This window comes from Thiomicrospira microaerophila (genome assembly GCF_023278225.1).
Taxonomy (GTDB): Bacteria; Pseudomonadota; Gammaproteobacteria; order Thiomicrospirales; family Thiomicrospiraceae; genus Thiomicrospira; species Thiomicrospira microaerophila_A.
On sequence record NZ_CP070959.1, the window covers coordinates 791,142 to 806,073 of the forward strand.

The 14,932-nt window shown below is 41.2% G+C and carries 12 protein-coding genes; 8 read left to right on the forward strand and 4 right to left on the reverse strand.

What is annotated here, in order from left to right; all coding sequences use genetic code 11:
* Positions 1-23 precede the first annotated feature (23 nt).
* The 8 genes from JX580_RS03870 (at position 24) to JX580_RS03905 (ending at position 9,667) form a co-directional block, all read left to right on the forward strand.
* On the forward strand, positions 24-1,610 hold the full coding sequence (locus JX580_RS03870) for a type II secretion system protein GspD (RefSeq protein ID WP_248851479.1): 1,587 nt from the start codon (positions 24-26) through the stop codon (positions 1,608-1,610).
* On the forward strand, positions 1,610-3,415 hold the full coding sequence (locus JX580_RS03875) for a tetratricopeptide repeat protein (protein ID WP_248851480.1): 1,806 nt from the start codon (positions 1,610-1,612) through the stop codon (positions 3,413-3,415). Before JX580_RS03870 ends, JX580_RS03875 begins: the two co-directional genes overlap by 1 nt.
* Entirely contained in the window at positions 3,415-5,133 is a 1,719-nt protein-coding gene (locus JX580_RS03880) for a GspE/PulE family protein (RefSeq protein ID WP_248851481.1), read from the forward strand. Before JX580_RS03875 ends, JX580_RS03880 begins: the two co-directional genes overlap by 1 nt.
* 8 nt (positions 5,134-5,141) lie before the next feature.
* A complete protein-coding gene (locus JX580_RS03885) occupies positions 5,142-6,347 on the forward strand; it encodes a type II secretion system F family protein (RefSeq protein WP_248851482.1) in 1,206 nt (401 codons plus the stop codon).
* A 9-nt stretch (positions 6,348-6,356) separates the two neighbouring features.
* Positions 6,357-7,952, forward strand: a complete 1,596-nt coding sequence (locus JX580_RS03890; RefSeq protein WP_248851483.1) for a hypothetical protein — start codon at positions 6,357-6,359, stop codon at positions 7,950-7,952.
* A complete protein-coding gene (locus JX580_RS03895; RefSeq protein ID WP_248851484.1) occupies positions 7,949-8,602 on the forward strand; it encodes a hypothetical protein in 654 nt (217 codons plus the stop codon). The genes JX580_RS03890 and JX580_RS03895 overlap by 4 nt, the downstream gene beginning before the upstream one ends.
* Positions 8,599-9,051, forward strand: coding sequence for a hypothetical protein (locus JX580_RS03900; RefSeq protein WP_248851485.1), 453 nt, complete (start codon positions 8,599-8,601; stop codon positions 9,049-9,051). Before JX580_RS03895 ends, JX580_RS03900 begins: the two co-directional genes overlap by 4 nt.
* 100 nt (positions 9,052-9,151) lie before the next feature.
* Complete coding sequence (locus tag JX580_RS03905) at positions 9,152-9,667, forward strand: DsrE/DsrF/DrsH-like family protein (RefSeq protein WP_283103602.1); 516 nt, start codon at positions 9,152-9,154, stop codon at positions 9,665-9,667.
* A gap of 75 nt (positions 9,668-9,742) precedes the next feature.
* Here JX580_RS03905 and JX580_RS03910 read toward each other — a convergent pair whose 3' ends face one another.
* From JX580_RS03910 to JX580_RS03925, 4 genes are all read right to left on the reverse strand, one after another.
* Positions 9,743-11,107 carry a sigma-54-dependent transcriptional regulator gene (locus JX580_RS03910; protein ID WP_248851486.1) on the reverse strand — a complete coding sequence of 455 codons (1,365 nt, stop codon included), beginning with the start codon at positions 11,105-11,107 and terminating at the stop codon, positions 9,743-9,745.
* Positions 11,104-12,507, reverse strand: a complete 1,404-nt coding sequence (locus JX580_RS03915) for a sensor histidine kinase (protein WP_248851487.1) — start codon at positions 12,505-12,507, stop codon at positions 11,104-11,106. The genes JX580_RS03910 and JX580_RS03915 overlap by 4 nt, the downstream gene beginning before the upstream one ends.
* Before the next feature lie 84 nt (positions 12,508-12,591).
* On the reverse strand, positions 12,592-13,512 hold the full coding sequence (locus JX580_RS03920; protein ID WP_248851488.1) for an MBL fold metallo-hydrolase: 921 nt from the start codon (positions 13,510-13,512) through the stop codon (positions 12,592-12,594).
* 167 nt (positions 13,513-13,679) lie between these two features.
* A complete protein-coding gene (locus JX580_RS03925) occupies positions 13,680-14,777 on the reverse strand; it encodes a porin (RefSeq protein ID WP_248851489.1) in 1,098 nt (365 codons plus the stop codon).
* Positions 14,778-14,932: the final 155 nt, after the last annotated feature.

The following is a 14,932-nucleotide window of genomic DNA, read 5'->3' on the forward strand; positions in this document are numbered from 1 at the left end:
CTAAAATATAAGTGGCCAACTTTATGAAGTTAATTTTAATTTTTATTAGCAGTTTTTTGGTTGCAAGTTGCAATACTAATCCATCAAAGCCTTCAATTGGCAAAGATCAATCATACAGTTATTCTGGACATCTGACGCCAGACTCTAGACCTGACTCAATTGAAGCTCAAGTTCCGCAGATTATTAGGTCATTACCGTACAATCCACCACCAGTGCCTGAAAAACCTTTAGCCTTGTATTCTATTAGTGCTATTGAGGCTCCTGTTCATGAGGTTTTGTATCGTTTGGCAGCTATGTCAAATTATCAAGTAGATATCTGGCGAGGGGTTGAGGGTAATTTAACTATTAATGCCGTTAATCAGACATTACCTTCAATTTTATCTAGGATTGCCAATCAACTTGATCTTATCGCTGAAGTAACTGATTCGTTTATAACAATAAGACCTGATCGAGCTTATTGGAAAAGTTACCCTATTGACTACGTAAACATTACACGTAAAAGTCAGGACAGTATTGTCATGAACATGGCTGTTGGTGGTGCTGTCAATCCTCAGACCGGTGGTCAGGCAGGCAGCCGTTCAACGATTGATGTGGTATCAGAACATGACTTTTGGAATGCGTTAAATCGCACACTTTTAGCAATGGTTTCTGACAATACGCTGGTTCATGCAGAAGATGGACAGATTCAGACTGTTTCTGAAAGAGTGGTCATCAACGCTGAGGCTGGCTTGGTTATTGTTAACGCCAACGAAAAAACACATAACAAGGTTAATGCTTATCTAAATGCTATCACCTCCAGAGCTGAACGCCAGGTTATGATTGAGGCGTCGGTTGTAGAGGTTGTTTTGTCTGATAGATATCAAGCTGGTATTGATTGGCTTGCAAGTAGTTTTGGTAACGGTATTAATGCTACTGCGGTTGGGGCAGGGACATCAATTACTACAGGGGTGACAACAGAAATTGGTTTCGGTTTTGACCTTGGCATAAAAGCATTGGAAGAATTTGGCGAGGTAAGGGTGCTATCTTCACCTAAAATCATGGCCATTAACAACCAGCCAGCCTTGCTTAAAGTTGTTGATAATGAAGTATATTTTACAATTGATGTTTCCCGATCAACTGGAACAAGTGGTGTTGAAACTACTACCTACTCGTCTTCTTTAAGAACAGTGCCTGTTGGACTCATGATGAGTATGACTCCATTTGTTACTGACAGTAATGAAGTAACTCTAAATGTTCGGCCGACTATTTCAAGGATTATTGGACGCGTTCAAGACCCTAATCCCGATTTAAGGGCAGTAGGAGCTGAAAGTTTGGTTCCTGTCGTTCAGGAACGAGAAATGGAAACGGTACTTCGACTTAGAAATAGACAGACAGCAGTGATAGGTGGCTTAATTGAGGATAGAAATGATGACAGAAGTGTTGGCTTACCTTGGCTTTCAAGAATACCTATTATTGGTGATGCAATATTTGGTTACAGAGACCGTGGTATAACAAAAACAGAGTTGGTTATTTTTATAAAGCCAACGGTTGTTAGTAAACCTGATATTGAAGAAACTGGCGATCTTAGCGGTTTTAGAGAGTTTCTTCAAAAGCATTCAAAGGGTGAATAATGAGTGTTTTATTAGAAGCCTTAAAAAAGGCTGCTGCTGAAAAACAACAACAGCAAACAAAAGATCCTATTAAAAACCCAAAAGGTTTGAGTTTAATGGATGCGCAGGTGTCGCTTTCTGATGATGCTGCGCCCGATGTTTTGGAAAAGCCTTCTAGGCTCGATGCATCTAAAAGTAGATCAGCTTTTTCGCTTGAACCTTTAGATGTTGATCTTGCTAAGTCAAAACCAGAAATACTTCACCATTCATCTTCCGAGATTATTGAAAAAAATGAGTCCAAGCCTTCAGATGTCACTTCTTCTTCTGACAGATTGCTAGAATCTAATCCAAAACCTGAAAACTTCTCCGCCACAATTGAAGCTTCAAAGCTAAAATTGAAGGAAAAAGAAACTTTGAGTGCTGCAGAATTGGAAACCGAGGAAGCGACTACAGAGTCAAGAATTTCTGATGGTTTAACTAATGCTGTTAGTAGGGATACAGAATCTCCCCATAATGAACAAAAAACGACAGATTCTAAATCTTCCGCTGATATAAAGACGTCTAGTAAACCGTACGAAATAAACGAAATTGAAGCCAATTCGGCTAAAAAATCTTGGTTAAACCCTCCTGTTATCCCAGTTGTTGCAAAAAAAGAGCCATTATTTAAAAAGTTTTCAACAGATAAAAATAATCACTCCCCTGATAAAGCTAAGGCAAAAAGTTTAAAACAATTTTTCTCAAAAAATAAGTTAGCTTCTCATAACAAAAGTGTAAAGCCTAAGGCAGCGCAGGTGTCGGAGCGAACCTATGCGCCTTTAATTTATCTATTGTTCGCGTTAACATTCTTTGTGGCTTTATTTTATTACGCCTTTTACTATTATTCCGCACTTCAAAATGAATATAATGCTGATGTTCAAAGATTGATGAATATGGTTAATGCACATTCTGAACAGGCGAGATCACCGGTTCAGCTTGCTGTTGATGAAGCAAAAATATCCGTAAATTCGGAGTTGATTCAAGAAGCAATCACGGAGATTGATACACGGGCTACAGGAAACCTAGGGAATAAAAAAAGTCAGTTAGAGATGACAGCTTTGTCGCAGGAAGTGAAGTCAAATCTATCATCTGTGGATTCAGAGCCTGTTGCACCACAAATAGAACAACAGTTAACTAAGCCAGCTGTTGATAAACCAATAACATCAATTAGCCCCACGCCAATAAGGGTTGAAAAAACATCTCATACCGAATCATTTTCTTTACTAGCTTACGAAGCATATATTCAGGGTGACTTCGATAGAGCACAAGACTTGTATAACCGTCACCTATTGGGTTACCCGAATAGCCGAGTAAGTAAATTGGGACTTGCTGCTATTGCTGTTCATAGAGGACACTATGAAAAGGCTTTTAATTTTTATCAACAACTCCTTAAAGAAAACTCGGAAGACAAGGAGGCAAAGTTGGGCATCGCATCCTTGGCAAGTACTCTCGCTGGCTTAGGACCTCATAATTTAGATTTAAAAGCGATTCTGCAAAACAATCCATTCTCATCCGAATTACAGTTTGCTGTAGGAAATGTTTATGCCAAACAAGGTGATTGGTTTAGGGCGCAGCAATATTATTTTGAAAGTGTAAGACTAGACAACAATAATGCTAACTATAGGATTAACTTGGCAATTAGCCTTGATCATTTAGGAGACTTTCACTCAGCATTGGATCATTATAAGCATGCTTTAGCTATAGCTGATTTTCATGATGCTAGGTTTAGTACCGATTCTATTAAACGGCGTGTCATAGCGATAGAGCGATTTTTGGGGAATCATTACTAATGGCGCAATCTCTACCTTTGGGTGAAATACTTGTTCAGTCTGGTCATATTACACAAGATCAACTACGGATTGCGTTAACCGAGCAGCGGTTATCCTCATCTTCTGTATTAGCAGGAAGGAAAGGACCAGTTAAAAAACTGGGTGAGGTTTTGGTTACCCTGGGATTTGTTTCAGAAGATGAAATAAGTTCAATTATCGGAGAAACAACGGGTTATGATGCGGTTAGTCTAAAGGGAATTGTTCCTGATCTTACGGCTTTGGACTTAATTGATGAGGTTTTTGCTAGAAGTAATCAAGTTATTCCGATTAGTTTGCAAAATGATGTGCTTCAAGTGGGAATGGCAAATCCCGAGAATATTCTGATTATCGATAAGCTTCGTAGAGGTATTAGGCAATCAAATATTACAATTAAACCCGTTTTAGTTGCTGAAGCTGAAATTCAGTATGCCATTGATCACTATTATGGCTACGAACTTTCATTGGATGGAATTATCAATGAGCTTGAAACGGGGCAAGTTGATCTCAAAGCACTCGCTGAAACAGATGAATATTCACAACCGATGGTTCGGCTTGTAGATAGTGTTTTAACCGATGCGGTTAAGCGTGAGGCTTCTGATATTCACTTTGAGCCGGAAGAATACTATGTCAGAATCAGGTATCGAATAGATGGTGTTTTGCAAGAAATTCGTCTATTACACAAGTCGCTTTGGTCTGGCTTAGTGATTCGTCTTAAAGTAATGTCTAACCTAGATTTAACCGATCAACGTTTACCTCAAGATGGTCATATGGATTTAGTCGTCATGGGACGTCGTATTGATTTCCGTGTATCGTCATTACCTGGAACTCAGGGTGAAAACTTTGTTCTCAGGATTCTAGATCGTCAAAAAGGAATTGTTCCGCTCCAAAAGCTTGGCCTAGATCCTGATGCTCAAAGAGAGTTAAAGTTGATGCTATCAAGGCCAACCGGTATTTTCTTGGTCACTGGGCCAACGGGTTCGGGTAAAACAACAACGCTCTATTCTATTCTCAATGAAGTTAATGATATCAGTACAAACATCATGACCTTGGAAGACCCTGTAGAATATCCCATGTCACTGATACGACAGACGGCTGTTAATGATGAAATTGGGCTGACTTTTGCACGTGGAGTTCGTGCTCTTTTGAGACAAGACCCTGACATTATTCTGATTGGCGAAATTCGAGATGGTGAAACGGCAGAAATGGCTTTCAGGGCCGCGATGACCGGTCATCAAGTTTTCGCTACTCTTCATACTAACTCAGCCATTGCAACTATTCCAAGGCTATTAGATATTGGTGTATCGCCAACAATCTTAGCCGGTAATATTATTGGAATTTTGGCACAAAGATTGGCACGCAAATTATGTCCACACTGTAAAGAAGCTTATCACCCTGGAGACTTTGAAGCTCAGCTTGTAGGGATTGAACCAGGTTCGGATCATGTTTTATATAAAGCCAAGGGGTGTGATAAGTGTAGTGGTTCGGGATATAAAGGTCGTTTAGCAATACTGGAAACGCTGCGTTTTACTGAAGAAATGGATGAATTGTTGCTTGATCAGGCACCTGTTCATCATATTTTAAAATTGGCGAGAGCGAATGGGTTTAGAACGCTTACTGAATCGGCGATTGTTTGGGTTCGTAAAGGCGAAACAACATTGGATGAAGTAAGCCGTGTTGTTAATCTTACTGAATTAATTTAGGAGTCGTTATGCAACTGTATGAATATTCAGGGATTAATCAATATGGTGAACGTGTTCGTGGACAAATGGGGGCTAAAAACATATCGGATGTAGAGTTAAAACTTAAAAACTCGCAGATAGATATTCTTACCTTAAAGCCTAAGTCGCAAGGATTGAGCTTTCTTCAGAAAAGCAAAGTATCCCGTAAGGAGGTGATTTTAATCACTTTCCAGTTTGAACAGCTGCTTCGAGCAGGTGTGCCTCTGATGGAAATATTAAATGACCTTAGAGATTCATTTGATAACCCAGCCATCAAAGATATGCTCACCAATATTCATCAATCAATGGAGGGTGGCGATAGCTTTGCTGATGCGCTATCAACCTATAGCGAAACCTTCGGCGAGGTTTACATTACGTTAGTACGAAGTGGAGAGCAAACTGGGCAACTAGAAGAAGTATTAGCCGACTTAGGCGCAATGATTAAATGGGAAGATGAACTTGCAGCTAAAGCAAAAAAAATTATGGTTTATCCCACTATTGTTGCAATAGTTGTCATAGGTGTTATTACTTTAATGATGGTCTTTTTAGTGCCCCAATTGCTTTCTTTTATTGGTGAAATGGGAAGCGAAGTTGGATGGGCAACCAAGTCACTCGTTGCGACGTCCAACTTCGTTCAGGCCTATATTATTTACTTGCTTATTGCTCCATTTTTATTGGTATATATTGTAAAGGCTTGGCTTAAACGTTCATCGGAATTTCTTCATCAGTTTGATAGAGCTTTATTTAAAATTAAGTTAATTGGTCCTGTACTTTATAATCTTAAAATTGCGCGTTTAGCCAATACACTTGCTGTGATGTATCGATCAGGCGTTAGTTTTACCGATGCGATGGAGATGGCGTCTGGTGTGGTAAGTAACGCTTATTTGGAAAATAATGTCAAAGCGGCGATTAAGATGGTCGAGGAAGGAATGCCGATCCATCTGGCTTTTGAAAAGGCAAATGTCTTTCCGATTCTTGGTTTAAAAATGATTCGTGTTGGTGAGCGAAGCGGTAATATGGATCAAGCTTTAACCAATGTGGGTTACTTTTACGACCGTGAAGCCAAAGAAATGATTGAAAAAATTGAGCCAGCGATTGAGCCTTTGTTAACCATCGTTATGGCAGTAATGGTTGGGTGGGTTTTGATTGCTGTCCTCGGTCCAATTTATGACACTATGACACAAGTAGATTTTTAAGGCTAATCGATGCATTATATTCTATATGCGATGGATCAATATCTCGAAAGTTACTGCTTTGATTGCGAAGACAGGGCTCTAAATAAAGTAGAGTGGGATGAGGTTGAAGATTTTATTTCCGAAATACCTAAAACAGCCAGGGTAAGTGTTATAGTCGATTCAATCTCTGAAGATACCGTTTTGGAAGACATGCCTGTCTTGCTACCCTGGGAAAAGCATGCGTTGCAGCAACGATTGCACAATAAGTTCCTATCTAAAGGTGCCATTTGTCATCAAATAACCTGGACAGGGATTCGAAATAAGAATTCAGACACTCGCAAAGAAGAGCTTGTGATATCAAATGTGCTTTATCCTTCGAAAGCCATTGATCGTTTGATATCAAGTATCGTCACTGCACGATTAATTTGGTCTGGATTTTACTCTTCTTCAATCTTGTTTCAGAATCTATTAAATACGGAAATAAAGAAAACGGCGAAATTGAATGCCAGCCAGTTAAAAAAGTCTCCGATTTTAATGGTGATTAAAGTTTCAGAGTCTCACTACAGACAGTGTTTCTTTTACCAGGGTTATTTACGCATGACGCGTATAGTTGAGGTAGATAATCAAAACAATCAGTATTCAGATGATAACGAGCGTTTAAGTCAAGCAATAAGTGAAACCCGGTTGGCTGTTCGATTTATTTACAATCAAAAAATGTTACCGTTTAATGAGCCCATCAATTTTGTACTAATTGATCAAGTCGCTGAACAGCGAGAAGAGTATCTGTTAGATCAATTTAAGAAATCGGGTGTTATATCAGCGAAGTGGAGTCAAGATAAAAACTTTTTTGTCTTAGCTCGACCGCAGGACTTTATCCGAATATCTCTGACGGATCACTCAGAATATAATGCCAGTCAGGTTCTTGCAGAGAAGGTAAATCGAGGCTTTGTAAAGAATTTTTATGAACTGCCATATGTCAAAATGGTTCGTGGTTTTAAAGCATCAGGTTACTTGTTTAGCGCACTGGCTGTTGTTGCAGTGTCTGCCTCGCTTTTTATTGGCATTAATGCGTTGTTACAGAGTGATTTTTTAAAAAACAAAATTACTGTTCTTGGACAAGCAGAGCAAGAGCTAGTCAATCAGCGGAAAAGTTTTGTTGATATTTTAAAAGGTTATGAGTCGCCTGCAGATATTAAAGCGACCGTTAATTTTTATCATGCGCTGGATCGTTTGATTCAGGATTATCCTTATGGCTATGATTTTAATGCATTAGGGCTGTTATTATCACAGCATAGCCTGGTACACATTCAAAGTATTAACTGGGCTCCACAAACAGCAATTGACCCACCTTCTGTCAAAGTTACTATGCAAGCTGCAGTAGGACCATTTGATGGTCGGTTTGTTAACCTAACACAGGCGATCAATGATTTCGAACAGGCACTAAAGCTAATGCCAGGTGTAAGTAATGTTAATATTATGCGTCGACCCTTTGATGAGGATGTCACCAGAGCTTACCGTGTTCCGAACCTTCAACCTGATACGCGTGTTCAGATCAATGTTGAGTGGGAGCAGCGTCGTCAAATAAAGCTTGAAAATACCACTAGGCCAAACGAGGGCATGAGATGAAACTGGATCGCCCACTATTAACCAGTTTTGCAAAGCGCATGTTGCTTATACCTTTGGCAATGTTTGTGTTAAGTAGCGTTATTTTTTATACCGTTTACAGCTGGTATATGGAAACGACATTTAGTCTACAGAGGAGTATTGACCAAAAGGAGCGAGTACTCAGACAGTTAGAGTCAGATGTTAATCAATTGAGTATTACAAAAAGAGACTTTGAAAGTTTCTTGCCAAAATATGAATCCCTTGTAGATCGGGGGATTAAACAACCGATGAATCGAGTTGATTGGGCCGATAGACTGAATGATATTAGTGATAGGCTTTTATTAACGGGCTTAAGTGTTAATTTTGAACCAGAGCGTCGATTATCAGCTAACCAGTTGGCTCAACTACCTCTAAATAGCCAAGTCATTTACCATACCCGAATAAATCTATCAGGCAATTTGCAGATTGATACGGACTTGATGCGCCTAGTTAATGAACTTCGTAGTCATCTTCAGGCAGATATTTGGGTTGAACGCTGTGATTTGCGCTTGAATGCTATCCAAGACCAAGCATTTGAGTTACGTCCTGAGCAAGGTAACATTTCTATGCGTTGTGACATGCATGTTTTTCGTGCTCAGTTAAGCCAGTTTGATGAAAGGAGGTTAAGGTGAAAATAAAACTTAATCACCTGGTGATGGTTTATGGTTTGTTGTTTATACTGATACCTATGACTCTAAAGGCCGAAACGCTTGATTTGAAAAGTGTACCAGGCTTGTTGATGAAGCCTGAAGTAAGACAGTTGTTAGAGCAGCAAAGAACACGTCATTTTTTGCCAGTTGCAGTACCTGTCTTAGATGAAGAAGAAATAGAGCTTTCTGAAGTAAGAGGGCAACTAAGACTTAGTGCGATTATTAATGCAAGCGGCAGTCGGCAAGCTATTATCAACGGTCAAGTATTTAATGAACGGGAAGAAAAAGAGGGTATTCATGTTCATCGAATTTTTCCAAGTCATGTAACCTTAACAACCTTAGGTCAATGGGGTCGTGCAGAGTTGGGTATTGTATATGAACTATCCAGCTGGCCTGAAAAACCAAGTAATAAAATTACTGTTGGACCTTAGCTAAACGGTATTGATTTTAATATGGTGGTTATGCTTCTTTATCAGGCCGTTTCTTGGAGGATATTACCTCTTTGTTTTATTTAAGTTGCGAGGTAATCCAGTGAGCGAGTCGTCAAGTCAGTTGAGTATTATTCAAACCAAGGGTTCATTGGACTGGGCTTATCCGCCAATGATTTTGGCAAGTACTGGCCGGGTGATGGACAAAGACGTACATATATTTTTTACTTTTTATGGCTTACGCTGCCTACTAAAAGACTCCCGAAGCTTAAGTGTTTCACCCGTTGGTAACCCTGCTATGCCTGTACACCTTCCCTTTGGTCCTAGATGGCTACGTCAGCAGGATTTGCGTCAATCTATACCTGATTTAATCTGGTCAATGCCAGGTGTTACACGCTTTGCAACCTGGTCATTTAAGAAAAAACTTGCCGAGCAAGGGCAGCTACCTTTTGAAGAGTTAAGAACGCTTTGCCTTGAGCTGGGGGTTAAGATGACCGCTTGTGAAATGAGCATTGAACTAATGGGATTTAAGCATAGTGATTTTATTGATGGAATTGACTATGCAGGAGCCGCTACTTATTTTGGCAGTAGCCCTGAAAATCAAAGCTTATTTATTTAAATAATGTCGTTCAATATGTCTTCTTATGCAGAAAATCTTGCGTTTATTTTTCATGGGGATGTTTTGGGTTAAGGTTTATTTACGCGCCAGCTTGCGATGTAGGGTGGAAGCATCAATGCCAAGCTCGCGTGCGGTTTGGGATTTGTTGCCATTACAGCGTTGAAGGGTATAGTCAATCCACAGTTTTTCAAGCTGTTCAAGTGGGGTGTTTTCTGCCACAACCAGGCCTGGCGAGAGTTCAATTTTATTGGGTGCGGGGCGCATTTCTTGCGGTAAGTTCGCCAGTTCAATTTGCTCGGTCTGTGCCAATACCACCGCGCGTTGGATAATATTTTCCAGCTCGCGGATATTGCCCGGCCAATCATAGGTTTTAAGTTGTTTTAACGCATCAGCGCTTATTTGTTTAACCGGCTTGTTAAATTTGCGGGCAAATCGGCTTAAAAATAGTTCAGCTAAGGCTTGAATATCTTCGGGACGCTCGCGCAACGCGGGCAGTTCAACCGGAAAGACATTAATCCGGTAATATAAATCTTGCCGAAAGGTCAGCTGTTGAACCAAGGACTGTAAAGACTGATTGCTGGCAAAAATCAAACGCACATCGACTTGAATGGTGGTTTGACCGCCGACGCGAATCAGCGTCTGATTTTGTAAAAAATGTAGCATTTTCGCTTGCACATCCAAGCTCATGCTATTGATTTCATCCAATAATAGGGTGCCCCCATCCGCTAATTCAAGCAAGCCGAGTTTACGGCTATTCGCACCAGTGAATGCGCCTTTTTCATGACCAAATAACTCGGATTCGATTAGATTAGCCGGCACTGCCGCACAGTTAAGTTCAAAATACGAATCTTGTTTTCGAGGACTATTTTGATGAATAAATTTAGCCAGCACGCCTTTACCCACGCCGGTTTCACCCTCAATCAACACTGGCACATCCATTTGGCAAACTTGTTGGATTAATTGGTACACCGCTTTAATTTTCGGGCTTTGGCAAATCGGCTGCAGCTCGGTATTATCAAGTTGTGCCAAGCGCGTTTGAAGTTTTATCATCGACTTGCGGTGTTGAACCTGGTCTAACAAACGTTGGAGCAGGGCGGTCATTTGCGCGATATCAAAGGGTTTGGTAATCAGGTCATACAAGCCCAATTTGAAGCCTTGTACCGCGTCTTGCAGCGTAGCATAACCCGTAATTAGAACCACTTGGGTGTCGAGGCTGGCGTGTTTCGTGGTTTCTAATATACTTAGCCCATCGCCATCCGGTAAACGCAGGTCGGTGAGCACAACGGCAGGAGGGTTGAGATGAATAGCTTGTTGAGCGCGCTCGGCTTGTAAAAAAACCTCGACCTTAAAGCCGGTGGTGGTTGCTAATTCGGCTAACAAATCTGCCATATCCGCATCATCTTCAACAACAAATAGAATCGGTTTGTTTGGAGTTTTCATAGCACCTTATCTTTTGTATGGGCTTGAGCTAGGTTTAAGTAAAGTCTAAATTCAGTGTAGCCGGGTTTTGACGTTATGAGTTCCAAATGCGCGTGCATGGAGTTAAGCATTTGGTTGGCCATAAACAACCCCAGACCAGTGCCTTGATGACTGGGTTTGGTGGTGACAAAGGCCTTAAATACCTCGGATTGTAAGTCAGGAGGAATGCCTGCGCCATTATCGATAATTGACAACCAGGCCTGGTTGTTTTGTGCATTAAGTTTAACATGTATTTCGGTCGCGCCCGCTTCAACCGCATTACCAAATAGGTTAAATAAAACCTGCTCTAATAACCCGCCATCGGCTGAAATTTTAATCGATTCGAGATCAAGCTTAATAGTTTGCAAGCCTTTTTGTTTTAATATCGGTTTTAGAAGCTTGCAGAAGCTGTCGAGATAATCACTTGCCTGCAGTTCGCTTAGGTTTGCATTGGGTGCGCGTGAGGCATTTAATAGGCTTTTAACTACCTCGGCACTGGTTTTCGCTTGGCGCTCAATAATCTGCATGCGCTTTTTTATCGCGTCATCGTCGCTGGTCGAATAAACCATTTGTGAGTAGCCAATAATTGTCGCCAGCGGGGTATTGAGATTATGTGCAAGGCCCGCCGCCATTTGGCCAATCGCTGCAAGACGCTGGCCATCATTCAGTTTTTCTACCATTTTATTGGAAAGTGAATGAGCTTGCTCTAAGGCTTTAATATGCTTATTAATATCTTGTTTAAGCTGGTTGAAGATTGTTTGCAGCCCCAATACTTCCACTGGTTGATCTGGGAAGGCTTCAGCCTGGTTAAGCGCTTGTTTTAAAGGATTTAAGTTGGCGAGTAATTGTTCAATCGGATGAATGAGTTTGGCGGCTAACAAACGGCGAATCAACCAAGATTGTAGCCCAAGCAACACAAGCAGTCCGCCCAGCGCAAACAGCATGATTTGTTTAAAGGTTTGCTCAACTAAGTCGCGCGAATAGACGAGCTGGATTTCCCCAATCGAGCGTTGCATAAACAGAATAGGGGTGGTTTGATGAAAGTGCGCAATCGTGCTAGCGCGTTGGTCATCGCCCACCTTTGCAAGCGTTTCGCCGTCAATTGTTTGAATATGTAAAAACAAAATATCATTGGACTGGCGCACCAGATCTTCGGCAAAGCGTTCGATCACGACATAGTCACGCATCAGCACCGAATCAAGTGTCATGACTGCGAGTTGCTGTGATAAAGCCTGTGCTTTATCACGCAGGGTGTCTTCCAAAGTATGAGAAACAATAACATGCAAAAAAACACCGGCTAATAGCGTAAACAGGGTTAAGCCCAATCCTAGGTATAAATTGAGTAATCCCGATAGGGTTTTAGGTTGCCAGCGATGTCTCAAGGGATCTCCTAAGCCAATATCAATAAAAAACCATCCTGAATATGGATGGTTTTATTATCGCTTATTTAATAGGAAAGTTGCCTATTACATCGATTCCATTTCTAAGCGTTGAAAGGTGTTGCTCACGTTACGACCATGCCAGCCGTCAAAATGACGCAAATGCTGAAATGCTGACCAGTCACGAGAAGGGCTGACATCATCCAATGACCCCATGTCATCAATGGTTACTTGCACCGCTTCGACTAGTTGTTTTAGGTAATCGCCGGTTTCACGTTGCACTTTGGCTTTGTCAGACACTTCGCCATGACCCGGCACAATGAATTTAGCCGGCAACTGAATCATCTGCTCATACGCCTCTAACCATTTCACCGCATGGGTGTGGGGGTGAACGCCTAACAAGCGATCAACATACACATGGTCACCGGAGAACAGCACTTGGGTTTGCGGTAACCAAACCACGGCATCACCTGGGAAGTGGGCATCATTAAAGTATTTCACTTCAAAGTTAACGCCCCCAATCGTTACTTTGCCGTTTGAACCCGAAAATGGATTTTGAGCATGGAAAGGCGTTTGGTCATGGAATATAGGATCGGTGCTTTTGATGCGGTTTAAGATTGAAGCTTCCATTTTGATTTGGGTGTCAACCGTGGTTTGCATCGCATAAATTTGTGCGCCTTTTTTTGCGAAATAGTCATTGCCTAACCAGCGATGATCTTGTGCGCCGGTGTTAAACACCGCGACAATTTTTTGGTCGGTAATTTTTTTAGCGGCTTTTTCAATCGCCGCAGCAGATAAGGGCCCCGCACCGGAGTCAATAATCACCGCACCTTCAGGTGTAACCACCAGGCCGATATTGGCGTTTAAGCCCAGGTTTTCTTTGGTGCGATCATTGATTTCACCAATAAAGGCATAGACATTGTCAGTGACCTTTTCAAACTTAACCACATCGGCCAGCGCAAAACTAGGTGCAATCAAGGCGGCACCCAAAAATAAAGATTTCATCATTCGAAACATAGATAGACCTCTATTAACTAATTTTTATAATTTGAAACATCAGATATTCTAGCAGTTTAACTAAAAAAGGCCGAAAAACTGTCGGCCAATAACTAATGAAAAACAACCATAAATTCTGCCACCAAGTACCAGACCTGGTGGTTTAAGCGCTTTGACGATTAGTAACCAAACTTCGCGTCAATTCCAACGGTAAAGGTACTGGCTTTGCGAGCTAGTCCTGCGTTGGTATCGCGCTCATGAATGGAGTAACCGGCAATAATATCTGAACGACGGTTCAGCTTATATTTGTAACCCAGGTTCATTGTGGTGGCGTCTTTTGTACCGAAGGTATTGTTAGTATCACCCTGGTTGATACCATAGCTTGCGGTAAAGGTTGAATGTCCAGCATATAAACCTGCAACTGCAAACATGTTCTTACCTTGGTTAATCCCAGAGGCATCCTCATAATGTGCAGCAACACTATATTGCTTCGTTTTGTATTCAGCGGTAAGTTTATTGGCTGAGCCATTATCAACATTAACGCCACCAACCCCACCTGGGGCAAAGCTATCTGCGTCAAGCTTAATAGTATCAAGTGCTAAACGAAGTCCGTCTTTTAGATAACGAACTCCAAAACCATAAGCCGTTCCACCAATGTATCGACCCATAGCACCTGCATTGTGCATTCTTTGGCTGCTACCGTCGTGCATTATCGAGTAAAAACCACTAAAACTAATGCCATTAAAGTTTGGTGATCTATATTCTATAGCGTTATTAAAGTAGTTGGCATTTAAGCTAGAGGCACCTTGCTGGCCACCGGCTCGCGCTTGCAAAACATGATCAGTCCATGGGTCAATGACTGCATAATTCGATTTATACATTGGCGTTAAACGTCCCATGCGCAAATGACCAAACTGTTTGCTGTTAAGTCCAACGGTGGCTTCACGACCAAATACGTTATTGGCTCCAGTATCTCCAACTGTTGTATATTCGAGTTCAGCAACATAGGTTAGGCGCGCATCACCGAGATTAGTCGCCATATTGCCCATCAAACCAATCCGTGAGGCATTACTTTTGAACCCCGTGCCTTTATCCCGTCCAACCCATGGGGATGAACCATCCTGTTGCTCAGCAGAAAAACCACTTCCACTCAGCGAGGTGTTATCAATAGATATGTTAACTTGTCCATAAACCTTGTGAACATCATCAGCCATAACAACTGGGGCGGCTAAAATACCGGCTAATGCGGATACTAATGCAGAATGTTTCAGTTTCATAAAATCCCTCTTTTAGTCATCTTTTATATTTTTAAATTTGAAAGGCTTAACCTTATTAGCATCTATGAGTAAGAAATAACTGTGCCAAAACTTAAAGTGTTGAAATGGTTAGATAAATTTTTGTTTTTATCATCTTGGGGTGATGCAAAAAACAA

What these genes read in the sequence shown, in the direction of transcription:
- JX580_RS03880 (WP_248851481.1), top strand. Translation starts at nt 3,415, where the DNA reads ATGGCGCAATCTCTACCTTTGGGTGAAATACTTGTTCAGTCTGGTCAT.
- JX580_RS03920 (WP_248851488.1), bottom strand. Translation starts at nt 13,512, where the DNA reads ATGATGAAATCTTTATTTTTGGGTGCCGCCTTGATTGCACCTAGTTTT.
- JX580_RS03895 (WP_248851484.1), top strand. Translation starts at nt 7,949, where the DNA reads ATGAAACTGGATCGCCCACTATTAACCAGTTTTGCAAAGCGCATGTTG.
- JX580_RS03925 (WP_248851489.1), bottom strand. Translation starts at nt 14,777, where the DNA reads ATGAAACTGAAACATTCTGCATTAGTATCCGCATTAGCCGGTATTTTA.
- JX580_RS03885 (WP_248851482.1), top strand. Translation starts at nt 5,142, where the DNA reads ATGCAACTGTATGAATATTCAGGGATTAATCAATATGGTGAACGTGTT.
- JX580_RS03910 (WP_248851486.1), bottom strand. Translation starts at nt 11,107, where the DNA reads ATGAAAACTCCAAACAAACCGATTCTATTTGTTGTTGAAGATGATGCG.
- JX580_RS03890 (WP_248851483.1), top strand. Translation starts at nt 6,357, where the DNA reads ATGCATTATATTCTATATGCGATGGATCAATATCTCGAAAGTTACTGC.
- JX580_RS03875 (WP_248851480.1), top strand. Translation starts at nt 1,610, where the DNA reads ATGAGTGTTTTATTAGAAGCCTTAAAAAAGGCTGCTGCTGAAAAACAA.
- JX580_RS03870 (WP_248851479.1), top strand. Translation starts at nt 24, where the DNA reads ATGAAGTTAATTTTAATTTTTATTAGCAGTTTTTTGGTTGCAAGTTGC.